The sequence below is a fragment of the Methylobacillus draconifructus genome (genome assembly GCF_045984385.1).
Taxonomy (GTDB): Bacteria; Pseudomonadota; Gammaproteobacteria; order Burkholderiales; family Methylophilaceae; genus Methylobacillus; species Methylobacillus flagellatus_A.
The window spans coordinates 476,307-501,026 of sequence record NZ_JBJQIJ010000001.1 but is presented as its reverse complement, the minus strand read 5'-3'; the positions used below and the strand labels follow the sequence as shown (position 1 = coordinate 501,026).

Below are 24,720 nucleotides of genomic sequence, written 5' to 3'. Positions count from 1 at the left end.
TTGGCATGTGCACAGCCTGGGGATATGAAGACTACAGGCCCCGAGAGGGGCCTGGTATTGCTTGTTAGGCTGCAGCCTTGATCGCACTGGCTTCGCGCGCCAGCTTGGTGATATGCGCCCAATCCTTGCGCGCCACGGCATCGCCAGGCGTGAGCCAGGTGCCGCCGCATACCACGACGTTGGGCAGTGCAAGGAATTGCGGGGCGGATTCCACCGTCACGCCGCCAGTGGGGCAGAACTTGACATCGCCGAACGGGCCGGCAAAGCCCTTGAGCAGGTTGATGCCGCCCACGGCAACGGCCGGGAATAGCTTGAGGAAATAGTAGTCATCGGCATTCGCCTGCATGATCTCGCTGCCGGTGGAAACGCCCGGCAGCAACGGCAGACCGATTTCACGCGCCGCACGGCCGATCTCGCTGGTATAGCCGGGGCTGACGGCGAACTTGCAGCCGACATCCTTCACAGCCTGCGCATCCTTGATGCTACGCACCGTGCCAGCGCCGACAATCGCATCAGGCACGGCCTTGGCGATGGCTTCCATCGCCTGCAACGCCACTGGCGTACGCAAGGTCACTTCCAGCACCTTGATGCCGCCTTCGAGCAATGCTTCCGCCATAGGCACGGCATCTTCCACCTTGTTGATGACAATGACCGGGATTACCGGGCCATGGTTGGCTAAATCGAGTGTGCTCATGTTCTATATACCTATGGTTGATTATTAAAAATCTACAAGTGGGAAGGCAAACTATATTGCCATTTCAAAATCGCGGCGGACAAGGCGTTTGAGCGCAGACAGTAGCTAGTACGGCAAGCAAAAAACAACGCAGTCCCCCGCGCATTTTCAAATGAGCTAGAGCCAGGTGACGGCGCCTTCTTCGGCGCTGTGCACATTCTTGCGCATCCCGCCGAACAATTCGCGGCCAATGCCATGGCCATTGTTGTTACGCTGGGCTTCGGTCATCACCGCCACGGTACGTGCCTGCCACTCCTCATCGTCGACCAGCGCATTCAGCGTGCCGACAATCGCATTGAGGCGGATCATGTCGCCCGTGCGGATCTTGCCGATCGCGCCGCCGGCAACGGCTTCCGGGCTCAAGTGGATCGCAGCCGGCACTTTGCCGGAGGCGCCGCTCATTCGGCCGTCGGTCACGATCGCGACGCGGAAACCCTTGCCCTGCAACACGGACAACGGCGGGGTCAGCTTGTGCAGTTCAGGCATGCCGTTGGCGCGCGGTCCCTGGAAGCGCACGACCGCGATGAAATCCTTTTCCAGCTCGCCGCGCTCAAACGCTGCCAGCAATTCCTCCTGGCCGTTGAACACAATGGCAGGGGCTTCAATGATCTGGCGGTCTTCCGGCACGGCAGAACTCTTGATCACGGAACGGCCCAAATTGCCGGTCAACAGGCGCAGGCCGCCAGAGGAACTGAACGGCTTGGAGGCGTTACGCACGATCGTTTCATCAGGGCTTTCCTTCGGCAAGTCGACCCAGATCAGGCTGTCGTCGGACTTGACCGGCTTCTTGCCGAAATCACGCAAACCGCCGATCACGACGGAACTCACGTCGCCATGCATATAGCCGGCATCCACCAGCTCGCGGATCACGAAACTTGGGCCACCAGCCGCCTGGAACTGGTTCACGTCGGCTGTGCCGTTAGGATAAACACGTGCCAGCAACGGGGTGTTCTGCGACAGCTTGGAGAAATCGGACCAGTCGATGATGATGCCAGCCGCCCGGGCCACGGCCACCCAGTGAATCAGGTGATTGGTACTGCCGCCGGTAGCCAGCAGTGCCACGATCGCATTGACGATGACGCGCTCGTCCACCAGCTTGCCGATCGGCGTGAAACGCTGGCCCTTGGTGATGGACAGTACGGTCTTGACCGCCTCACGGGTCAATAGCTCGCGCATATCGTCGTGCGGATGCACGAAGGCGGCGCCCGGCACATGCAGACCCATCGCCTCGATCAGCATCTGGTTGCTGTTGGCGGTGCCGAAGAAGGTACAGGTTCCGGCGCCATGATAGGCGGCGGACTCGGATGCCAGCAGCTCGTCACGGCCAACCAGGCCCTGGGCGTATTTCTCGCGCACCTTGGACTTGGTGGTATTGTCTATGCCGGTCGCCATCGGGCCCGCAGGCACGAAGACGGTCGGCAAGTGGCCGAAATGCAAGGCGCCGATCAGCAGCCCCGGCACGATCTTGTCGCACACGCCAAGCATCAAGGCCGCATCGAACACATCGTGGGACAGGGAGACCGCCGTACTCATCGCGATGGTATCGCGCGAGAACAGACTCAGCTCCATGCCGGGTTCGCCCTGGGTAATGCCGTCGCACATCGCGGGCACGCCGCCTGCCACCTGCACGGTCGCGCCATATTTGCGCGCTTCGTCCCGGATGATATTGGGATAGGTCTCGTATGGCTGATGTGCCGACAGCATATCGTTGTAAGCCGTCACGATACCGATATGCGGCGCCTTTTCCGCTACGACGCGGAACTTGTCGTTGTTAGGCAGGGCGGCAAAGGCATGCGCCACGTTCGCACAGCCCAGGCGATCAGCGCCGCGCGTGCGGTTGATGATCTGGTCGATGCGTTGCAGGTAGGCCTTGCGGGTCGGCGCACTACGTTCCCGAATGCGCTCGGTGACTTCTATCAGGGTTTGTGTCATTAATTGTGTACTGCTGAAAAGTTGAATTTAGCCGGGAATTATCGCTGAAAGCGCCGGGCATCGTCAAATTAACCACGACTGGGATAAGGTAAAAAAACCATGGGCTTGCAACATCTGTTCTCTCGCTGCAAGCCCTGCCCGGCCTAGTTTTTGGTCACGAGGACATCTTCCATCAGAAGATATTCGAGATCGCACCCGTAGAACATATTGAGTGCATCCGTCGGGCTGCAAATCATCGGTTCGCCCCGCCGGTTCAATGAAGTATTGAGCACCACAGGCACATTGCGCAGGCGTTCGAGTTCCTCGATCAAGGTGTAATACCGCGGATTGGTTTCCCTGGTCACGATCTGCGCGCGTGCAGTGCCGTCCTCATGGACGACCTCTGGAATGCGCGGCTTCCAGTGCTCGGCCACATCGAAAGTAAACGTCATGTAAGGCGCAGGATGGTCGGTCTGCAGGATGTCCGCCGCAACGCGGTCCAGCATGCTGGGACAGAACGGCCGCCAGCGCTCGCGGTACTTGATCTGCGCATTGATGCGGTCGGCCACGCCGGGATGGCTGGGATCGCCGAGGATGCTGCGGCAGCCCAGCGCGCGCGGGCCGAATTCCATGCGGCCCTGGAACCAGGCCAGCGGGTTGCCGGCTGCCAGGATTTCGGCGCCTTTCTGCGGCGCGTTTTCAATGCGCTGGAACTTGGGCTTGGCAGGATGCGCCTCGCAGGCCGCCAGGCACTCCTCTGTGGTGAAAGATGGGCCGAGGTAGGCATGACGCATCGGCTCCAGCGGCTCGCCCATCTCCGCAGCCACATAGCTGGCGGCACCCAGCGAGGTGCCGTTGTCGCCGGATGCAGGCTGCACGAACAGCTCTTTCACATGCGGCAAGGCAATGATGCGCTGGTTGAGCTTGACGTTGAGCGCCACGCCGCCTGCCATCGCAATGCGGCCGGTCTCGCGAATGATGTCGCCGAGATAGTACTCGATCATTTCCAGCGCAATGTCTTCCAGCAACTGCTGCACGGAGGCGGCGTAATGGATATAGGGGTCGTCGATCTCGTCGCCCTGGCGCTTGGGGCCCAGCCACTCGATCAACTTGGGCGTGAAGTAGAAGCCCTTGCCTTTTTCCTTGTAGCGGCGCAGGCCGACCACGTTGACGTAATCGGTATTGATCTCGAGTTCGCCGTTCTCGAACTTGGCCAGGCGCGACAAATCGTAACGCTTGGGATCGCCATAGGGCGCCATGCCCATGACCTTGAATTCGCCGTCCAGCATCTCGAAGCCGAGGTACTCGGTGATCGCGCCGTACATGCCTCCCAGGGAGTCCGGATCGTAGAATTCCTTGATCTTGTGGATCTTGCCGTTCTCGCCGTAGCCGAAGAAGGTCGTGGCGTATTCGCCCTTGCCGTCAATGCCGACAATCGCGGTCTTTTCCTTGAATCCGCTCAGGTGATAGGCGCTGCTGGCATGCGCCAGGTGGTGCTCGACCGGCACGAAGCGCGCCTTGGTCAGGCCAAGCTCGCGCATCAGGTCCAGGGATTTGTCGCGGTTGCGACGGAAGCGGCGGTTGCCGTTGAAGATGGCATCGAGCGCGCGGTCGGGCGCATACCAGTAGCGCTTGGCATAATGCCAGCGCGCGCCGCTGCTCAATGGAATCTCGCCATAGGGAAACGCGACGATATCGACCTGCTCGGGCCGCACCCCGGCCTCGCGCAGACAGTATTTTGCCGCTTCCAGGGGAAACTTGTTCTTGGCATGCTTGTCGCGGATGAAACGCTCTTCTTCCGCAGCCGCTACAATTTTTCCATCCACAATAATGGCAGCCGAGGCGTCATGCCCCAACGCACCTGATAAACCTAGAATGATCATTCGTCTTTTTCGCTTTATTTAACTACGATGCCCGCCTGGTCCAGCACGCGACCATCCGTATAAACCGCCCTGAAGGCCTTTGTCAGCAACCAGCTGGTCTCGGCGTCGGCCTGCCAGTTCTTGAAGAACCGCTGCAGGTCGCGCACGTGCCTGCGCTCAAACCGCTTTCTGCACCTATGTTGCCGCATGCTGTCCAAATCGATCAGCAACGGATGCTGGTCATGTATCAAGACATTGGTCGCCTTGAAATCGCCGTGCTCCAGCTGCAGGCAAAATAACTGGAAAAACAGCCTGGCGATGCGCCGCGCTACCTGCTCGCGCGCTTCCTGATCGATTGACGCATCGGCATAGAACTCCGCCGCATCACAGGCATGCACGAACTCGGTCAGCAAATAAGCCTCGCGCCGCAAACCCAGCCACCGGCGCTCCAGCACGGCCACGGCCGTCGGGGTAGCAATGCCTTTCAACTGCAAGCGGAAGGCATTGGCCCATGACAGCATAGCCCGGGAAGGCCGCCAAGCACGGCCCAGGCCATGCCAGAAATTCTTGATATTGTACCTTTTGATCACCATGTTGCGCTGATCAATTTCAATCGCAGCCACGGTACAGGTATTCCCGCTCTTGAGCCGCAATGCGCCTGCGGCATCGAGCAAACCGTCGGGCGCGGCCAATACCTGCCGCAACACCTGGCTGTCCTTGGCGCGATTGACCGCCAGGTAATGCCGGCATGTCTGCTCCACATAGACATCGGTACACGGGCGCTGCACTTTCCTCGCGTACTGGCGCATCTCGTATTGCCAGTGCCGCGCGATAAGCCGCTGCATTCTGCCGATATCGGGCGGCTGCTCGCCTGCCGTGGCCGCATATTGTTGCAATAGGCCGGGCAACCAGGCAGACACTGCATCGACATCGAACTTCGAGATCAGCCGCGCCAGGTTGTCCCATTGTTGCCGCTGCCTGCCAAAGGCGCGCAGCTGCCGTACGCCGTCACCATCCAGGGTATAGATAGCCTGCGCATCCGCCAGAAAGTTTTTTAGGTATAAGTCCGTTTGCAGCAGTCCCGCGCGGTGATGCCTGCCAACCTCCGCAACCAGGCGCTGGGCCAGCGCAAGCCTGTCCATAGGATCCATATCTTGCCAAACCTGCTCGGCATTGCGGGCTGGAACGGCTGCATAGAGCAGGACTTCGCACCCCTGATCCGCCACACGGGACTCAAGCAGCAAGGCAGGTGTTGCAAGCCCCGCCTGCGCCAGCCAGAGGGAGCCGCGCTTGTCGCGCGCCGCATACTTGGCCGCCTGGCCGCCGATGAAAAACTTGGCGTAAATGGCCTGCCCGTTCAGCAAGCCGCGGCAAACCAGGCGCTTGCCCGGGACACGACGCACGACCTCCAACGACTGCAATTCGCTGCCGTCATCCAGCACCAGGCCGAATGTTGCAGAAGCAGCCCCTTTTGCATATTGCTGCAAATCAGGGATGGAGGGCGCAGCGGGGTCAGTCATGGGCATGAATGTCCAGCGGACGGATGGTGTCAGGCTGATACGGGTCGCCAACCAGCAATGGGTGCTCCTTAAATTGCGCATTCACAATGCTGAGCGACGGCTCGAAGCCGTCGAAGCTCAAGCCGGCCAGATCCGCCCAGGTATGGATGAAATGCGCGTTACTGTAGGGGCGCTCGAGTATGCCGTCGAAGCGCATGTCATGCCCGGCCCTCCACTGCTCGGACGCCCATATGATGAAAGGCACCGTATACATAGGCAGGGTGGGCTTGGCCTCGTTGCGCCCCAGCATGCCATGGCCCGGTGCATCGTAGACATCCTCGCCGTGGTCGGAGAAATAGACCAGCAGGCTGTTCGGGGCGCGCTCGCGCAGGCTTTCAATCAGGGTGGACATCACGTAATCATTGTAAAACACGGCATTATCATACTGGTTATAGACCTTGGCCTGCCCCTCGTTCAGTATCGCGGGCACGCCCTCGCGCCCCTTGAAGACGTCAAATTCCGCAGGGTAACGGTACTCATATTTCATATGCGTACCAAGCAAATGCACGATGATGAATTTCCTGGGCGCAGGGTCACGCAGCACTTCCTCGAACGGGGCAAATACATTGGCATCATACTCGCGGGAGTTCTGTGCACGACTGTTATTCATGTAGAACTGCTCGTCCGTCTGCTTGGAGAAGTTGGCCAGCATGGTATTGCGCTTGGTAATCGTCTGGTGGTTGGTGATCCAGTACGACTTGTAACCCGCCTGGCGCATCATGTTCATGAGCGAAGGCTTGGTGAGATACAGCTCGGGATGTTCCTGGTCCGCAAAAGTCAGGGCCTGGGTCAGTGCTTCTATCGTGTAGGGCCGTGGCGTCACCACATTGTCGAACACGCTCAACTCTTGCCGCAGGGCGTCCAGCTTGGGCGTCGTCTTGCGATGGTAGCCGTACAGGCTCATGCGCTGGCGGTTGGTCGATTCGCCCAGCACCAGCACCAAAGTCGCAGGCTGGCCGGCGTTGGCGTCCTGCAGGTTGGATAGCGGCGGAATCCTGCTGTTCTGCTCGAGCAAGGTTTCCATATTGGCAAGCTGCTTGCGGTAATGGATGTAACCTATCACCATCTGCCAGGGCACGGCAGGCTCCATGCGCGTTTGCAATTTCTCCACGGCATCGTCGAGATTCGATCCCTTGACCACCATCGACTTGAACATCGGCTGCACGAACAGCAAGACCAGGATGCCGGCGGTCACTGCCCAAGCCGCGCGTGCGCTGATCTGGAGCGGTCCCAGCCTGCGCCAGAGCCAGTACGCCACTCCGCTATGCAATAACAATACCGGGATCATCCACCAGACGAAGTAGTGGGCAATGAACTCGCTGGACTCGGCCGGATTGGACTCGAAAATCGTGAACATCACGCTTTGCGAGAACTCCTGCCCATAAATACAGAAATACCCGAGGCTGACCAGCGAGAACACCCATAGCACCAGCCCGATCACGGCGGCTATCTTGCGTGCGTGGCGCGGCACCAGCATGACCGGTATCAGCCACAGCAGGCTCATCACAACCGCTTGACGCATGCCGACAAAGATGGTCGCCCCGCTGATTTGCAGCAAGATGTGCGTGATGCCGGAGAAATAGAAGAAGAACAGGTAGTAGTTGAACCAAGCGCTCCAGTCGGAACGCTTCCAGGCGAACTTGAATGGCATTTGCATAGATTTTCCGGCTGTACGCCAGAGCTGCCATGCATTAGCCGATCATACCGCCAATCTGGTGCAGCCCAGGCTCAACCTTGTGTAATTTGATATAAAGTTTGATTGCGCGGGCCTGCACCTGCTGCCAGAAATCACGCTCCTCGCGTATGACCTGCCTGATCGGCTTACCACGGTAACGGCGCAGGAAACGCAGATAATCCCTGGGGACTAGTCCCGCATTCATCGCAGAGAAATATAATGCTGCTATATCCTTCATGCGATCCTGGGGGCGGATTGTCTCACGAATTCCGACCCGGTGCAGGTCTATGAGATACAAATGGATATCTCCGTGCCTGAGCCGCGGCAGGTCAAGGCAGATATGGCAGATATAGAAATCACGGTGATTGAGGCCGCTGTCATGCAGTCGGGCTGCCAAAGCGGCGACTTCCAGCAGCAAGCGGCGCTTAAAGCGCGGCTCGGGCGGCGCCTGCATCCACTGGTCCGCCAGGGTTTCCAGCGACAGTATCTCGCCTAGGTCGCGGGTGATAAGGAAAGATTGCCGGCTTGCCGGGCTGCACCCCCGGCTGCCAAAACCTGCCAGCGGCGTGGTGGCGATACCGATCTCGCCCAGCTTTTCTATCGCCTGCTTCTCAGTATTTGCACTGACCACGGGCACCTTGAGCGCCAGCAGATTCTTGAAAATCTCCCCCCAGCCCACGCCGAAGTGCTGCTTGATGAAATAGGGCTGGCCGGCGAGCTGAACACGGATGGTCTTGCGTCCCGGCACATCGCGGAAAACCTCCCCATCCAGCGCCATGACGCGGGAGAATATGTCGCCCGCCCCCAGCGCCTGCGCCAGTTCCGGGGACAACTGCAACACCTCGCACGTCATATCGCCGCCTCCTGCTTTTGCCCGGCAATACGCAGCATGATCGCTGCCTCGGCGCTGCCGTCGTTTTCCATCATTAATCTGCGCGCATATTGCAAACCGTTGTCGCGCCACTTCTCCAACCGGGTGTCCCTTGCATGCACAAGCGACACCATCTCCTGCAGCATCCGGTTCAACGTCGCCTGTTCGAACGGCACCGGCACCACTTGCCCGGCATCTGCCTCCTGGACATGCACCGCATAGCCGCAGCTGGCTGTCGCCAGCACGGGCAAGCCGCTTGCCAGCGCCTCCAAGATAACCAACCCGGTATTTTCCCGGTAGGCCGGATGCAGGTAGAAATTCGCGCCTTGCATCAATTGCGGGATGTCGGGCCTGCCGCGTGAAATGATCAGGTTGTCCGCCACCTTGAGCTTATTTGCCATCCTGATGAACGGCGCAGGCTTGTCCTGCCCGATCGCGATCAGCTTGAAATCCTTGCGCATGTCGGCGGGCAAACTTGCCAATGCCTGCACAGCGCGATCCAGCCCCTTCATGTAGAACCCCGAGCCTACCAGCAGGGCAATCTTCGTCTCCGGCGGCAGGTTGAACGCATCACGCAGATAGGAGCGCATTTCCGCACGGTCATGCAATTGCAGGCGTTCACCGGAAAGATAGGGCGGAATGTAGTGGAAGCGGTCGTCCTGGGTCTGGTACCAGCGCTGGAATACGGCTTTTTCCGCCATGTCCACCATCAGCATCTGCGTCTTCGCCTGCGGAGAGAAAATGGCCTGCTCTATCTTCTGAAACCAGCGGTAGCGCGGCGTCAGTCGATAAAGCCAATTGCGCTGCTTGTGAGCCCGCTCGATAAAACATGGGTCGGCGGCAAAATATACGTCCAAGCCGCTTATGCGGTTGTACCCCACGACCAAGTCGAAACTGAACTCGCGCGCAATGCGGGCTTGGACCTGCCCGATGAAATCCTGGTATTTCTGGAAGTTGAACCAGCCATTTCCCGGCATGATGTGCGCACGGATATTGCCTTCCGGCAGGTCTTCCCTTGGCATCTGGCCGTCCCACGACATGGTGAAAATATCCACGGAATGCCCGGCCTCGGCAAGCCGGGTGGCAGTGCGCAGCATGTCGCGCTGCATGCCGCCATAAGGGAAATACTTGAAGATCAGGAAAGCAAACTTCAATGGCTCTAGCCTTCAATTGGGAAAAGAAGCTGAATTGTATGCGAAAATGCCGCCCATGCCTCGTTTGCTCATGATCAAAACCACTTCCTTGGGTGATGTCATCCACAATCTGCCCGTCATTACGGACATCAAGGCCATGTTGCCCGGCATGGAGATAGACTGGGTGGTGGAAGAAAGTTTTGCCGACATCCCGAGGCTGCATCCGAGCGTCAGCGAAGTCATTACTGTCGCAGTCCGGCGCTGGCGCAGACACTTGCTCCAGGCCAACACCTGGCAGGAAATCCGCCACATGCGGCGCCAGTTACGCGCGCACTATTACGACTATGTCATCGACACCCAAGGCCTGCTGAAAAGCGCCTTGATCGGCTGGCAAGCCCGCGGCGCCTATCATGGACAGGATAGCGCATCCGCGCGGGAATCCTGGGCGGCCCTGCTCTACCAGCAACGCCATCCCGTGGCACTCGGCCAGCACGCAGTCGCACGCAACCGCGAACTGGCGGCACGCGCGCTGGGCTATGCCATTCCATCCAGCCCGCCGGACTACGGGATTCATACCGTAGCTCCCGACGCCGCGCTGGGATTGCCCAGCCGTTATATTGCCGGGCTGCACGCCACCAGCCGAGACTCCAAGCTGTGGCCGGAAAACCATTGGATCCAGCTGGGCAACGCCTTGCTCCAGCAGGACCTGAAACTGGCGTTGCCCTGGGGGAATGCCAGTGAGGAAGCCCGCGCGCAGCGCATTGCCAGCGCCGTCCCCGGCTGCGTGGTGCTGCCGCGGCTGTCCCTCACCCGGCTCGCTGCCGTGATCGGCAGCAGCCATGCCGCGATCGGCGTCGATACCGGCCTGGTGCATCTTGCCGCTGCGCTCAACCGGCCCACCGTGGCGATCTATACCGACACCGACCCGCGGCTGACGGGGGTGCTTGCGCAAGACAAGCACAAGATCAGCAACCTGGGCGGACAAGGCCAGGTTCCGGCAGTCGATGCCGTGCTGGAGGCCTTGGCGCAGGTCACGGCACAATAGCACGCTAGCCGGTTCATCCAATCCCGTTCGAATAAAATTACTCCGCCCCTCTTGTAATCCGGGCATATACCCCCATTTGCTTCGTTGTTACATCATCACCAACAGGGACTATCATGCAACACGAAGACAAGACGCCAGAAACCGACCTGCAGGAAAATGCCGCCACCCCAGCGCAAGAAGCTGGTGCAGCAGGTTCGATTGATGACAGGATTGCCGAACTGGAAGCCCAGCTGGCCGAGCAGCAAGCCGCCGTGCTGTATGCCAAGGCGGAAGGCGAAAACATCCGTCGCCGTGCAGCGGATGATATCGACAAGGCGCGCAAGTTCGCGCTGGAAAAGTTCTCGAACGAGCTGCTCGCCGTCAAGGACAGCCTGGATGCCGCACTGAACGTGGGTTCCGCCACACTGGAAAGCTATCGCGACGGCGTTGAGCTCACTGCCAAGCAACTGACTTCCGTATTCGAGAAATTCAGCATTGTCGAAATCAACCCGGTCGGCGAGAAATTCGACCCCAACAAGCATCAGGCGATCGGCGCGGTTGAAAGCGATGCCGAGGCCAATACCGTGGTCAACGTGCTGCAGAAGGGCTACACCCTCAACGAACGCGTGCTGCGCCCGGCACTGGTCATGGTCGCGAAATAAACCCCTTCGGTTGCCAACAGGATATTTGCAGGCGATTTTTGCATACAGGCTTGAAATCGCATCGCCTATCCCCACTTTGGCAACATAGTTATCCACTTTATAGAGTCAAAAGAACACAAGGAATCAAGACAATGGGAAAAATTATTGGTATTGACTTAGGCACCACCAACTCCTGCGTAGCCGTGATGGAAGGTGGCAAGCCGCGCGTGATCGAGAACGCCGAGGGCGCCCGCACCACGCCATCCATCATTGCGTATCAGGAAGACGGTGAAATCCTGGTTGGTGCGCCAGCCAAGCGCCAAGCGGTGACCAACCCCAAGAACACCCTGTTCGCCGTCAAGCGCCTGATCGGCCGCCGCTTCGATGAGAAGGAAGTGCAAAAGGACATCGGCCTGATGCCCTACACCATCACCAAGGCAGACAATGGCGACGCCTGGGTGGAAGTGCGCGATAGCAAGCTGGCGCCTCCGCAAATCTCCGCGGAAGTGCTACGCAAGATGAAGAAGACTGCGGAAGACTACCTGGGCGAGGAAGTCACCGAGGCCGTCATCACCGTGCCGGCCTACTTCAACGACGCACAGCGCCAGGCCACCAAGGACGCCGGCCGCATTGCCGGCCTGGAAGTCAAACGCATCATCAATGAGCCGACTGCGGCTGCGCTGGCCTTCGGCCTCGACAAGCAGGAAGGCGACCGCAAGATTGCCGTTTACGACTTGGGCGGCGGTACTTTCGACATCTCCATCATCGAAATCTCCGAGATCGACGGCGAGCACCAGTTTGAAGTATTGTCCACCAATGGCGACACCTTCCTCGGCGGCGAAGACTTCGACAACCGCCTGATCGACTTCCTGGCCGACGAGTTCAAGAAGGAAAACGGCCTCGACCTGCGCAACGACCTGCTGGCAAAACAACGCCTGAAGGAAGCTGCCGAAAAGGCCAAGATCGAGCTTTCCTCCAGCACACAGACCGAAGTCAACCTGCCTTACATCACGGCGGATGCTTCCGGGCCCAAGCACTTGGTGGTGAAGATCACCCGCGCCAAGTTCGAGAGCCTGGTGGAAGACCTGATCGAGCGCTCCATCAAGCCTTGCGAAGTGGCATTGAAGGACGCAGGCGTCAAGGTTTCCGACATCCAGGACGTGATCCTGGTCGGCGGCCAGACCCGTATGCCCAAGGTGCAGGAAAAGGTGAAGGAATTCTTCGGCAAGGAACCACGCAAGGACGTGAACCCTGACGAAGCCGTGGCCGTAGGCGCTTCCATCCAGGGCGGCGTGCTGCAAGGCGACGTGAAGGACGTATTGCTGCTGGATGTAACACCACTCTCCCTCGGTATCGAAACCCTGGGCGGCGTAATGACCAAGCTGATCCAGAAGAACACCACGATCCCGACCAAGGCATCGCAAGTGTTCTCCACAGCCGACGACAACCAGTCCGCCGTGACCATCCACGTGCTGCAGGGCGAGCGCGAGGTCGCTTCCGGCAACAAGAGCCTGGGCCAGTTCAACCTGAGCGATATTCCGCCGGCACCGCGCGGCATGCCGCAGATCGAAGTCACATTCGACATCGACGCCAACGGCATCCTGCACGTATCGGCCAAGGACAAGGCGACCGGCAAGGAAAACAAAATCACCATCAAGGCAAACTCCGGTTTGTCTGATGAAGAGATCAAGCGCATGGAAGAAGATGCGGCCAAGTACGCAGATGAAGACAAGAAGCTGCGTGAACTGGTCGACGCGCGCAACAGCGCTGACGGCGCGATCCACAGCGTGAAGAAGTCCCTGTCCGAACACGGCGACAAGCTCGACGCCGCCGAGAAGGAAGCCATCGAGAAAGCCGTGCAGGAGCTCGAAGACGTCGTCAAGGGCGACGACAAGGACGCCATTGAGAGCAAGACCACCGCCTTGATCGAGGCTTCGCAGAAGCTAGGCGAGAAAGTTTATGCCGCGAGCCAAGCCGAGACCGCTGCCGAGCAAGGCGAACCACAGGAAAAGACCGTGGACGCCGACGTGGTGGATGCCGAGTTCGAGGAAGTCAAGGATGACAAGAAGTAAATCCTTTACCATGTAACCTCATGAGGCACACAGGTTTTCCCTGCTGTGCCTCATTTATTGTTAGTAGAGAAATATGGCAAAAAGAGATTATTACGAGGTACTGGGCGTCAACCGCGATGCCTCGGACGATGACATCAAGAAGGCTTACCGCAAGCTGGCGATGAAATTCCATCCGGACCGCAACCCGGACAACCCCAAGGCCGAAGAAAGCTTCAAGGAAGCCAAGGAAGCCTACGAAATCCTGTCCGACGACCAGAAGCGCGCGGCATACGACCAATACGGCCATGCCGGTGTGGACCCGAGCGCAGGTGCTGGAGCAGGTGCCGGCGGCTTCGGCAATTTTGCCGATGCGTTCGGCGACATCTTTGGCGATATTTTCGGCGGCGGAGGCGGCGGCAACCGACGCTCCAACGTCTACCGTGGCGCAGACCTGCGCTACAACATGGAAATCTCGCTCGAAGACGCCGCGCGCGGGACCGAGACCAAGATCCGCATTCCCGTCATGGCGGAATGCGAGACCTGCCACGGCTCGGGTGCACGCCCAGGCACGCAGCCCGTCACCTGTACCACCTGCGGCGGCCACGGCCAGGTGCGCATGCAGCAGGGTTTCTTCTCCGTGCAGCAGACCTGCCCCAAGTGCCACGGCTCAGGCAAGATGGTCAAGGAACCCTGCCCGACCTGCCATGGCGGTGGCCGCGTTAAGCAACACAAGACGCTGTCGGTTAAGATTCCGGCAGGCGTGGACGAGGGCGACCGCATCCGCCTCTCTGGCGAGGGCGAAGCTGGCGTCAACGGCGGCCCTCCGGGCGACCTCTATGTCGTGGTGCATTTGAAGAAGCACGAAATCTTCGAGCGCGACGGCGCCAACCTGCATTGCGAAATGCCGATCAGCTTCACCACCGCGGCGCTAGGCGGCGAGATCGAAATCCCGACCTTGGACGGCCACGCCAAGATGAAGGTGCCGCCGGAAACCCAGACCGGCGCCGTATTCCGCCTGCGCGGCAAAGGCATCAAGCCATTGCGCAGCAGCGACATGGGCGATCTCATGTGCCATGTCGTGGTGGAAACGCCTGTCAAATTGACCGAGCGTCAGAAGGAGCTGTTGCGCGAACTGGAAGACATCAACCAGCAGGATTCCGGGAAACACAGCCCACGGGCCAAATCCTGGATGACCAAGGTGAAGGATTTCTTTCAGTAAACCTTGAAATGAAAGAAAAAGCACGGTACAACCCGTGCTTTTTCTTTTTAATTATTCAGTACTCGGCATAACATAAATTACTTGGACAAAACGTCCATATTCATGTGCAAGAGTCCAGCACCAAATAATTTTCATTCGGCCCCAAACTAAATTCATCCTTGCTTGTCATCTGTTATATCCATAGCAGATTGTTGCATTTGCAGCCTGTCATCTGCCAAGACAAGCCTATATTCCATGTCCAACAAAAATATTGCCTCCTCTAACTCCAACATTTCCCTCATGAGCGGCTGGCTGCTGCTATTGGGGGCCCTCACAGGCCTTGCACCGCTGTCGATCGACATGTACCTGCCAGGCTTTCCCGCGATCGAGAAAAGCCTGCTCGCTCAGGCAGGCAGCGCACAGCTGACGCTGGCGAGTTATTTTGTCGGGCTGGCAATCGGCCAGTTGTTCTACGGCCCGCTCAGCGACCGCTTCGGGCGGCGTCCTCCCCTGCTCGTCGGGCTGGTGATTTATATCCTGGCTTCGTTCGGTTGCGCCTTCACAAGCAGTATCCCCGAACTGATTTTCTGGCGCTTTCTGCAGGCGCTGGGCGGCTGTGCGGGGATGGTGGTGGCGATGGCGGTCATCCGCGACCGCTGTAGCGCGAATGATGCGGCGCGCGCATTTTCCATGCTGATATTGGTGATGGGGCTAGCGCCCATTCTCGCGCCGCTCGTCGGCGGCTGGATTGTGACAGTGTTCGATTGGCGTGCCCTGTTCATTACATTGGGCGTAGCTGGCATCCTGGGCTTGATTGCGGTGTATTTCCAGCTCGAGGAAACCCATGACACGCGTCACGAACCGCCGCTGGCGCTGAGCCGCATCATACGGAACTACGGCAAGCTGCTGGTAGACCGCAGGTTCATCGGCTATACGCTGAGCGGTGGCCTGGCACGCGCCGGAATGTTTGCCTATATTGCCGGTTCGCCTTTTGTCTTCATCGAGTACTACCACATCCCGCCGCAGCATTACGGCTGGATTTTCGGGATGAACGCCTCGGGGTTGATCCTGGTCAGTCAGATCAACGCCTGGCGCCTGAAAAAGCACAAGGCCACCGTGCTGCTCTCACGCGCCCTGTGGCTGCCTGGCGGCATCGGCGTGCTGTTGCTGGGCCTGTCGCTCACCGGGCACATCACGCTACCCTTATTGCTGATCGGCATTTTCCTCTTTGTCGCCAGCATCGGCTATATCGGCCCCGATGCGGGCGCTGCCACGCTGGCCACCCATGGCCAGCAGGCAGGTACGGCGTCCGCTCTGATGGGATCGCTGCAGTTCGGCCTGGCCACCGTTGCAGGCGGTCTCGTCAACTTGTTGCACGACGGCACGACCTTCCCGATGGTGACTGTCATGGCGGCATGCGGCATAGGGGCGTGGCTGGCGCACCGCCTGATCATCGTGCGCTACATCCGGCGACACAGCAGATAACAAAAAGCCCGCGATTATTCGCGGGCTTTTTATTTCGATGTCAGCGTTAACTGCTCATCGCGGCAGGAACGCCTGCTGCGCAACCGCATCGAGGCGCTGATTCAAACGGTTGATGCCGCTGATCACGGCAAGGATGGATGCCGTGACCAGGTTTTCGTGTATCCCCGCGCCATACACGGTGCCCGGCTGCCCGTCCCTCTCCAGCTCGGCAAACGCCACGGCCTTGGCGGCAGCGCCTGCGCCGAGCGCGCGCTCTTCGTAGTCATGGATGCGGAACTTGCTGCCGAAGGCATGCGCCAGGGCGTCGATCGGGCCGTTGCCCCGGCCTTCTAGCACGGTTTCCACGCCGTGGATGCGCGCTGTGAGCTTGATGTGCTGGATATCGTCCTGCTCGTCGAGCACATGGTCGATATAGCGCACCGGCTCATCCGCCGCGATATATTCCTCGTTGAACAATTGCCAGATGCCCTCGGCGTTCACTTCCTGCCCGCTGCTGTCGGTAAGGCGCTGCACGGCGCCGCTGAACTCGACCTGCATGCGGCGCGGCATGGCGAGGCCATAGCCGGATTCCAGCAAATAGGCGATGCCGCCCTTGCCCGACTGGCTGTTGACGCGGATGATGGAATCGTAGGTGCGGCCCACGTCATGCGGGTCTATCGGCAGATAAGGCACTTGCCAAAGATCGTTTGGCTGCTGCACGGCAAAGCCTTTCTTGATCGCGTCCTGATGCGAGCCGGAGAATGCCGTGAACACGAGGTCGCCTGCATAGGGATGGCGTGCATGCACCGGCAACTGAGTACAGTCCTCCACCGTGCGGGCAATGCTGTTGATCTGGGAGAAATCCAAACCGGGATCGACACCCTGCGTATAGAGATTGAGCGCCAAGGTCACCAAATCGACATTGCCGGTGCGCTCGCCGTGACCGAAGAGACAGCCTTCGATACGGTCCGCGCCCGCCATTACGGCCAACTCCGCCGCCGCCACCGCGGTGCCGCGGTCGTTGTGCGGGTGCACGCTGATGATGACGCTGTCGCGGCGCGCCAGGTGGGTGTGCATCCATTCGATCTGGTCGGCGTAATAATTGGGCGTGCCTATCTCCACCGTCGCGGGCAGGTTGAGGATCACCTTGCGCTCGGGCGTGGCCTGCCAGATATCGGTAACGGCATCGCAGACTTCCTTGGCGAAATCCAGCTCGGTCGCGGTGAAGGTTTCCGGGCTGTACTGGAACACCCATTCGGTTTCCGGGCGCTCGTCCGCAAGCTGCTTGATCAGGCGGGCGGCATCGGTGGCAATCTTCTTGGCCCCCGCCTTGTCGGTGCGGAACACCGTCTCGCGGAACACGGGGGAAGTCGCGTTATAAATATGCACGATTGCCCGCCTTGCGCCGCGCAAGGATTCGAACGTACGGCGGATCAGGTCTTCGCGCGCCTGGGTCAATACCTCGATAGTCACGTCATCCGGGATATGCCCTTCCTCGATCAAGGTACGCACGAAATCGAAATCGGTCTGCGAGGCGGAAGGGAATGCCACCTCGATTTCCTTGAAGCCGATCTCGACCAGCATCTTAAACATGCGCATCTTGCGTTCGGCGTTCATGGGCTCGAACAAGGCCTGGTTGCCGTCGCGCAGGTCGGTGCTCATCCAAATCGGCGCCTGGGTGATGGTGCGGGCCGGCCATTGCCGGTTGGGCAAATCAATCGGGGTAAACGGGCGGTATTTGCTGCTTGGATTCTTTAACATCATTATTCTCTCAAGATCTCAGTTCGATATATCACTCTGGTCAGCGGCATGACAATATCCAGGGCTGGCAGGCTACCGCTCACGCAAGGCCTGACAACCGCGGGGCAGTCGGAACTGCCGGAAATGATATGGCGTGTGACGCATGATGCAAATACTTTCTGGAATAAACCGGAGTTCAAACAATATCGTTCCGCCCTCCAACGGCGAGGACAAAACAAACTAACTGGCAGGAAGAGGTAGGATTAGATGCGCGCGAAGCGCAGCAGCAGGCCCAGGCTAAGGAAAGCCAAGGAAGAAAACAAAAATGATGTGGGCTGCTGGAATTGCATAATGGGGTTAATCATAAACAGAAGGCGCCGTCCCTGTCAAACCTCTGGCTAAAACCAGCCGACAGCCGATGCCCTCCGTCCAAGACTGTGCTGTTAAATATGCTTCCTGATTTCCCCCGCAGCCTGCATGATGGAGGCATATGCCTGCGGAGTCTTGGCAAGCGGGTTGAGCAGGCCGAAATCATGGATCGCCCCCAGGTAGCGGGTACAGGTCACACTCACGCCGGCATCCGTCAACAAGTGGGCGTAAGCTTCGCCCTCGTCACGCAGGACATCGAATTCCGCAGTCTGGATCAAGGCGGGCGGCAGGTCTGCCAGGTGTTCCAGGCTGGCATTGAGCGGCGACGCATAAACCTCCTCGCGTGCGTCCTTGTTCTCGAGATAATTGTCCCAGAACCATCTCATCATGTTGCGGGTAAGGAAATAGCCATCGTCGAATTGCTGGTAGGAATCTGTATTGAACCTGGCGTCGGTCACGGGCCAGAACAGGGTCTGGTGCTTGATGAATGGCTCGCGTTTTTCCTTGGCCATCATGCAGACGACAGTCGCCATGTTGGCTCCGGCACTATTGCCGGCAACCGCGAGGCGGGCTGGGTCAACACCGATTTCCGCGCCGTTTTGCGCAACCCATTTGGTGGCAAGGTAGCATTCGATAATCGCAGTAGGGTACTTCACCTCCGGCGAACGGGAATAGTCGACGAAGACCACCGCACAGTTTGAGGCTACGCACAGGTCATGCACCAAGCGCTGGTGGGTAGGAAAGTCGCCCAGCACCCAGCCGCCGCCGTGGAAGAACATGACCACGGGCGGGTCAATCGCGATATCCGCCGGCTTGACGATGAACAGGTGGATGGAGTGGCCCTCGATCGCGATTTCCCGTTCCTCGACGGTCACGCCGCCCAGCTCGACATCCACGCCGGCCTGCAGGTCGCTAAGCACCTTCCTCGCCTCTTCCGGGTTCAACTCTTCCACCGGCTTGCTATCGGATGCCGCCAGCTCCTCGAGAAATGCCCGGGTTTTCGGCTCCACGCCACTGTATTGGTCCGTTTCGGGCATCAGGGTATGCATAATCGGGTCAAGGATATTCACGATATATCTCCGGCTCAGATTGTAGTGAATCCTGACTCTAGCAACCCTGTCGGCTCCAGTCTGTCAGCCAATCGCTGACAACTCTGTCAGAAGCGTCTAACCCTGTTGCAGAATGGCGCCGACGCGCTGCTGCAGCTGCGGAATCAACTCCGTTTCAAACCACGGATTGCGCTGCAGCCATAGATTGTTGCGCGGGCTGGGATGCGGCAAGCTCACGGTGTCGGGCCAATATTGCCGCCAGTTGCCTACGATGTCGGTGACGGTTCTCCCGGCATGGGGCAAGTGGTACGCCATGGCATATTGCCCAATGACCAGCGTCAGTTGCAGATGCGGCAGATATTGCAGCAGCCTTGCCCGCCATGCTGCCGCGCACTCCGGCCTGGGCGGGAGGTCACCGGCCCGGCCGGTGCCGGGATAACAGAATGCCATGGGGACAATCGCCACTTGGCTGCGGTCATAAAATACATCGCGCGGCATGCCCAGCCATGCCCGTAGCCTTTCGCCGCTCGCATCGGTGAAAGGACGCCCGGATGCATGCGCCTTGCGGCCAGGCGCTTGTGAGGCGATCAGGATGCGTGCCGTAGCGCCGACCTGCAGCACGGGGCGCGGCCCAAGCGGGAGATAGGGCGAGCATAGTCTGCACTGGCGTATCCCAGCCGCCAGCTCGTCCAGGACCAGCCCATCCGTGAATGAATGGCCGGTATTCATACCTATTGTAACCATCTGCCTCCTTCTCGGAAGTCAGACAGGCAAGCCGGCATATGATTCAGCTCGCCGGATCAGCATGGCTAGCGGCCAGGCCAAAGCCAGGAAACAGCCTCTCAGTCCTGTACCGGCAAGCCTTCCCAGCTTCCGCCCAGCGCGGCAATCAACTGCACGCTGCTGATCAGGCGACTTTGCTGCAAGGTAAGCAAGGTGCGCTCACTGTTGAGCGCGGTGGTTTGCGCGGTCACCACGTCCAGGAAGCCGATCAGGCCCACGCGGTATTGGTTGGTATATTGCTTGAGCGCCTTGCGCGCCGCCGTTACCGATTCCTCGCGCAATGCGGATTCTTCGCCCAGAGTATGCAGAGCCACCAGATAATCTTCCACCTCCTTGAATGCGGTCAACACCGTCTGGCGGTAAGTTGCCACCGCGGCATCGTAGCTGGCTTCGGACTGCACGACGTTGTACTTGTTCTGCAAGCCGTTGAACAAGGTCATCGCAAGCTGCGGCCCGACCGACCAATAGCGGTTCGGCATGCTCATCCAGTCGTTGAACGTGCTGCTGCGGTAGCCGCCGGTCGCGGACAAGGTCAGGCTAGGATAATAAGCGGACTTGGCAACGCCGATATTGGCATTGGCCGCCATGACCGAGCGCTCCGCTGCCGCCACATCCGGCCTGCGCTCGAGCAACTGGCTGGGCACCGATGCCGGTACGATGGGCAATTGCGGCATCTGGTCGCTTTCAGCCACGCTGAAATTCGCCGGCGCCTCCCCGATCAGCACCGCAATGGCGTTTTCCAGCTGCGCCCGCTGCCAGACCAGGTCGACCAGGTCGGCCTCCGCATTCTTGAGCTGCGTGGTGGCCGCAGCCACGTCGGCGCTCGCCACCACGCCGCGCTTGTACTGGCTCTCGGTCAGTTGCACCACACGGCGATAGGTATCCACGGTTTCCGTCAACAGGCGCTTTTGCTGGTCCATCACCCTGATCTGCAGATAGTTCTGCACCAGCTCGGACTGCATGCTGAGCCGCATCGCCGCCAGGGTGGCGAAGCTGGCATCGGCACTTGCCTTGTTTGCCTCCAGGGTACGCCGCAGGCGGCCCCAGATATCGATTTCCCAGCTCGCGTTAAGGGCGGCGTTATACGTCGTGCGTATGCCGCTGGTCTGCACCGCCTGGCTGGAGGTCGAACTGCCGGTACCCTGCCCCGCCCTGGTCTTGCCCACGGTTGCATCCAGTTGCGGCCATAAGGCGCCGCGGGCGCTTTGCGCAAGGGCAAATGCCTGGCGGTACTGCGCCTCGTATTGGGCCACGGTCTGGTTGCTGTCGTTGAGCCGTGCCACAAGCTGGTTCAGTTCGCTATCGCCGTACCGCTCCCACCACTCGCCCTTCGGCGCCTCGTCCGCTGGAGCGGCGATGCTCCAGCCCTCCTGGTGCTTGAATGCGGCAGGCACCACGGTCTGCGGCCTATGGTAATCCGGGCCGACCATGCAGGCGGACAATAGTACGGACAAGCTGATGATGCCGAGCTTGGCAGAAGAGGGACTCATTCCATTTTCTCCAACATTGCAGCCTGGGGCTTGCGACGCAACACCCACAAGCGTAGACGATCCAAATAAAGGTAGACCACGGGCGTGGTGTATAGCGTGAGCAGTTGGCTCAAGAGCAGGCCGCCGACGATGGCAATACCGAGCGGCCGGCGCAATGGCGCATCGCCATCAGTGCCCATGATGAGCGGCAAGGCGCCCAGCAATGCCGCCATGGTGGTCATGAGGATGGGGCGCAGGCGCTGCTGGCAGGCCTCCATGATGGCATCCTTGGACGACAGGCCGCGCTCGCGCTCCGCCACCAGCGCGAAATCGATCATGAGGATGGCGTTTTTCTTCACGATGCCGATGAGCAGGATAATGCCGATCAAGGCGATCAGGGTCAGCGGCGTATCGAACAGGATCAGGGCCAGCAAGGCGCCCACGCCGGCGGAAGGCAAGGTCGAGAGAATGGTGAGCGGGTGCACGTAACTCTCGTACAGCATGCCCAGCACGATATAGACCGAGACCAGCGCAGCCAAAATCAGCCACGGCATCTGTTTGAGCACCTTGCCCTGGGCGCTGGCCGTGCCGGAAAAGGTCGCCTGCACGTTGAGCGGCATCTTGAGGTCGGCCAGCGCGTTCCTGATCTGCTGCTTGGCATGTTCCAGGTTGCCGCCTTCAGGCAGGTTGAAGGAATAGGTAATAGAGGCGAACTGGCCTTCGTGCTGCACCGATGCAGGAGAAGTGTTGTATCCCAGCGTCACGAAATTGGACAATGGCACGCGCGCTCCGCTGGTAGTGAGCACATAGAGGCTGGACAGGATATCGGGGCTCTGCATGTATTTGTCGTCCACGCCCATGACGACGCGGTACTGGTTCTGGTCCTCGTAGATGGTGGAAATCTGGCGCTGTGCGTAGGAGTTGTTCAACAGCGCGATCACCATTTCCACGTCGATGCCCAGGCGCTTGGCCGCCTCGCGGTCTATATTGAGGTACACCTGCACCGCACGACTGCGGCCTCCCCCGCCGACATCGGTGATCTCGGGCACGGACTGCATGGTTTCCAGCACCTTGTTTTCCCACTTGCGCAGGTCCTTGATGTCGTCGCTCTTGAGCGTCATCTGGTAACTGGAGTCAGTAGAGCGGCCGCCAATGCGCAGGTCCTGCATGTTGACCAAGAACATGGAGGCCCCGGGCACTTGCGCCAGCTTGGGCCTCAAACGTGCAATGATGGTTTCCGCAGGTTCGCGCTCATGGATGTCCTTGAGGATGATGATGAAGTTGCCGGAATTGCTGGAGGCGCCCGGGCCGCGCCCGCTGCCCGACATCCCCATCACCTGGTCCACCGCGGGATCGGTGAGCAGGATGCTGCGGAACGCTTCCAGCTTTCTCTGCAATTCATTGAACGATACGCCCTGGTCAGCGCGGGCGTTGCCGAACAGGCGGCCGGTATCCTGGTCTGGGAACATCCCCTTGGGGATTGCGATATACAGATAGACGTTGACCGCAATGGTGAATAGCAAAATCACCATCATCCACAATGAATGATTCAGTGCCCAGGCCAGACTCCGGCGATAGCGGCGCTGCACGCGCTGGAACAAGCCCTCCCTGGGCTGGCCTGCAGCGTTCTCGCCCTCCATCGCCATGGCGTCCTTGCGCCGCAGCAGGTAGGCGCACAGCATCGGCGTCAGCGTCAGCGAGACGAACAGCGAAAGCAGGATTGCGACCGAGAGCGTCACCGCGAACTCGCGGAACAGGCGGCCGGTGATATCGCCCATGAACAATAGCGGGATGAACACCGCCACCAGCGACAGGCTCATGGAAATCACGGTGAAGCCGACCTCGCGCGCACCGCGCAGCGACGCCCTGAACGGGGTTTCGCCCTGCTCGATGCGCTTGCTGATATGCTCGACCACCACGATGGCGTCATCCACGACAAAGCCGGTGGAGATGATCAAGGCCATCAAGGTGAGGTTGTTGAGCGAATAACCGCAAAGATACATGGCCGCAAACGTCGAAATCAGCGATACCGGCACGGCCAGCGCAGGGATCAATGTCGCTCGGCCGTTCCGTAGAAAGAGAAACACCACCAGGATCACCAACGCCACAGCGATCACCAACGTCAATTCAGCTTCATGCAGGGAGGCGCGGATATTCGGGCTGCGGTCCTCGACCACGGCAAGCTTGATGTCCTCGCCCAGGCTGCTCTGGATGCTCGGCAGCTCCGTGCGGATGCGGTCTATCATCTCGATGATATTGGCGCCCGGCTCGCGGCTCACCATCAGCAAAATCGCGCGCTGGTTGTTGTGGAAACCCACGTTGCGGATGTCCTCCACCGAATCGTACACCTTGGCGACATCGCTCAGGCGCGTGATCGCGCCATTGTTGGTGGCAATGATGAGCGAGCGGTAATCCTTGGCCCGCAGCAAACGGTCGTCCGCATCCAGCTGCCAACTATATTCGTCGTTCTGCAGATAGCCCTTGGGACCGTTACCGTTGGCGGCGCTGATGACGTTGCGCACCGAATCCAGTGAAAGCCCTTGCTGCACCAGGGCGTCGGGGTTGATATCCACGCGCACCGCAGGCAGCGAGCTCCCGGCGACATTGACCTGGCTCACGCCCTGCACCTGTGAAATCTTGCGCGACACCATATTGGACGCCAGGTCGTACAGCTCGCCCATGCTCTTGGTCTTCGAGGTCATGGTGAGCACCATGCTCGGCATATCCGCTGGGTTCATCTTGCGGTAACTGGGCCGGTTCGGCATGCCACTGGGCAGCATACTCGCAGCGGCATTGATCGCGGCCTGTACTTCGCGCGCGGCCACGTCGATATCCTTGTCGAGGTCGAACTGCAAGGTAATCGACGTGCTGCCCTGCGAGCTGGACGAGGTCATTTCGCTGATGCCGGAGATCCGTCCCAGGCTGCGCTCCAACGGCGTCGCCACCGAGGAAGCCATGGTTTCCGGGCTGGCGCCTGCGAGCGACGCTGTGACGTTGATGGTGGGGAAATCCACCTGCGGCAGCGGCGCGATCGGCAGCAGGCCGAAAGCCAGCCAGCCTGCGAGCATCATGCCCAGCGACACCAATAAGGTCATCACCGGCCGCAGAATGAACAGGGTGGCAGGCCCGCGCTCGTCGCTCCTGAGCTTGGACCAGGAAATGATGCGCTTCATATGCGACCTTCCGCC

Annotated in this window: 17 protein-coding genes; 5 read left to right on the top strand and 12 right to left on the bottom strand. The window is 59.6% G+C overall.

All coding sequences use genetic code 11. The annotated features are described in order from the left end of the window. Positions 1-64 precede the first annotated feature (64 nt). The 7 genes from eda to ACKF11_RS02440 form a co-directional block, all read right to left on the bottom strand. The gene (eda, locus tag ACKF11_RS02470) at positions 65-694 is read right to left on the bottom strand and encodes a bifunctional 4-hydroxy-2-oxoglutarate aldolase/2-dehydro-3-deoxy-phosphogluconate aldolase (RefSeq protein ID WP_309564706.1); all 630 of its coding nucleotides are present in this window, start codon (positions 692-694) and stop codon (positions 65-67) included. A gap of 156 nt (positions 695-850) precedes the next feature. Beyond that, positions 851-2,665, bottom strand: a complete 1,815-nt coding sequence (edd, locus tag ACKF11_RS02465) for a phosphogluconate dehydratase (RefSeq protein ID WP_407995835.1) — start codon at positions 2,663-2,665, stop codon at positions 851-853. A gap of 143 nt (positions 2,666-2,808) precedes the next feature. Continuing rightward, positions 2,809-4,527 (bottom strand): carbamoyltransferase family protein, encoded by a 1,719-nt coding sequence (locus tag ACKF11_RS02460; protein WP_407995834.1) that lies wholly within the window; start codon positions 4,525-4,527, stop codon positions 2,809-2,811. Positions 4,528-4,541: 14 nt separating this feature from the next. Beyond that, positions 4,542-6,026, bottom strand: a complete 1,485-nt coding sequence (locus ACKF11_RS02455) for a lipopolysaccharide kinase InaA family protein (protein WP_407995833.1) — start codon at positions 6,024-6,026, stop codon at positions 4,542-4,544. Continuing rightward, positions 6,019-7,722 carry a phosphoethanolamine transferase CptA gene (gene cptA, locus ACKF11_RS02450; protein ID WP_407995832.1) on the bottom strand — a complete coding sequence of 568 codons (1,704 nt, stop codon included), beginning with the start codon at positions 7,720-7,722 and terminating at the stop codon, positions 6,019-6,021. Before cptA ends, ACKF11_RS02455 begins: the two co-directional genes overlap by 8 nt. Positions 7,723-7,756: 34 nt before the next feature. Continuing rightward, entirely contained in the window at positions 7,757-8,593 is an 837-nt protein-coding gene (gene rfaP, locus ACKF11_RS02445; protein ID WP_407995831.1) for a lipopolysaccharide core heptose(I) kinase RfaP, read from the bottom strand. Then, the gene (locus tag ACKF11_RS02440) at positions 8,590-9,765 is read right to left on the bottom strand and encodes a glycosyltransferase family 4 protein (RefSeq protein ID WP_407995830.1); all 1,176 of its coding nucleotides are present in this window, start codon (positions 9,763-9,765) and stop codon (positions 8,590-8,592) included. Before ACKF11_RS02440 ends, rfaP begins: the two co-directional genes overlap by 4 nt. 70 nt (positions 9,766-9,835) lie before the next feature. On the opposite strand from ACKF11_RS02440, the gene waaC reads away from it, so the two are divergent. The 5 genes from waaC (at position 9,836) to ACKF11_RS02415 (ending at position 16,143) form a co-directional block, all read left to right on the top strand. After that, positions 9,836-10,789, top strand: a complete 954-nt coding sequence (gene waaC / locus ACKF11_RS02435; protein ID WP_407995829.1) for a lipopolysaccharide heptosyltransferase I — start codon at positions 9,836-9,838, stop codon at positions 10,787-10,789. Between the two features lie 113 nt (positions 10,790-10,902). Beyond that, positions 10,903-11,430 (top strand): nucleotide exchange factor GrpE, encoded by a 528-nt coding sequence (gene grpE, locus ACKF11_RS02430; RefSeq protein WP_309564699.1) that lies wholly within the window; start codon positions 10,903-10,905, stop codon positions 11,428-11,430. A 131-nt stretch (positions 11,431-11,561) separates the two neighbouring features. Continuing rightward, on the top strand, positions 11,562-13,481 hold the full coding sequence (gene dnaK, locus ACKF11_RS02425) for a molecular chaperone DnaK (protein WP_407995828.1): 1,920 nt from the start codon (positions 11,562-11,564) through the stop codon (positions 13,479-13,481). 73 nt (positions 13,482-13,554) lie between these two features. Beyond that, positions 13,555-14,679 carry a molecular chaperone DnaJ gene (dnaJ, locus tag ACKF11_RS02420; RefSeq protein ID WP_309564697.1) on the top strand — a complete coding sequence of 375 codons (1,125 nt, stop codon included), beginning with the start codon at positions 13,555-13,557 and terminating at the stop codon, positions 14,677-14,679. Between the two features lie 234 nt (positions 14,680-14,913). Beyond that, complete coding sequence (locus ACKF11_RS02415; RefSeq protein ID WP_407995827.1) at positions 14,914-16,143, top strand: Bcr/CflA family multidrug efflux MFS transporter; 1,230 nt, start codon at positions 14,914-14,916, stop codon at positions 16,141-16,143. A 54-nt stretch (positions 16,144-16,197) separates the two neighbouring features. On the opposite strand, the gene leuA is transcribed toward ACKF11_RS02415, so the two are convergent. From leuA to ACKF11_RS02390, 5 genes are all read right to left on the bottom strand, one after another. After that, positions 16,198-17,883 carry a 2-isopropylmalate synthase gene (gene leuA / locus ACKF11_RS02410; protein ID WP_407996030.1) on the bottom strand — a complete coding sequence of 562 codons (1,686 nt, stop codon included), beginning with the start codon at positions 17,881-17,883 and terminating at the stop codon, positions 16,198-16,200. Between the two features lie 422 nt (positions 17,884-18,305). Next, a complete protein-coding gene (locus ACKF11_RS02405; protein ID WP_407995826.1) occupies positions 18,306-19,301 on the bottom strand; it encodes an alpha/beta hydrolase in 996 nt (331 codons plus the stop codon). Between the two features lie 96 nt (positions 19,302-19,397). After that, positions 19,398-20,024, bottom strand: coding sequence for a uracil-DNA glycosylase family protein (locus ACKF11_RS02400; protein WP_407995825.1), 627 nt, complete (start codon positions 20,022-20,024; stop codon positions 19,398-19,400). Between the two features lie 98 nt (positions 20,025-20,122). Next, complete coding sequence (locus tag ACKF11_RS02395) at positions 20,123-21,553, bottom strand: efflux transporter outer membrane subunit (protein ID WP_407994359.1); 1,431 nt, start codon at positions 21,551-21,553, stop codon at positions 20,123-20,125. After that, complete coding sequence (locus ACKF11_RS02390; RefSeq protein ID WP_407995824.1) at positions 21,550-24,705, bottom strand: multidrug efflux RND transporter permease subunit; 3,156 nt, start codon at positions 24,703-24,705, stop codon at positions 21,550-21,552. Before ACKF11_RS02390 ends, ACKF11_RS02395 begins: the two co-directional genes overlap by 4 nt. Between the last annotated feature and the right edge of the window lie 15 nt (positions 24,706-24,720).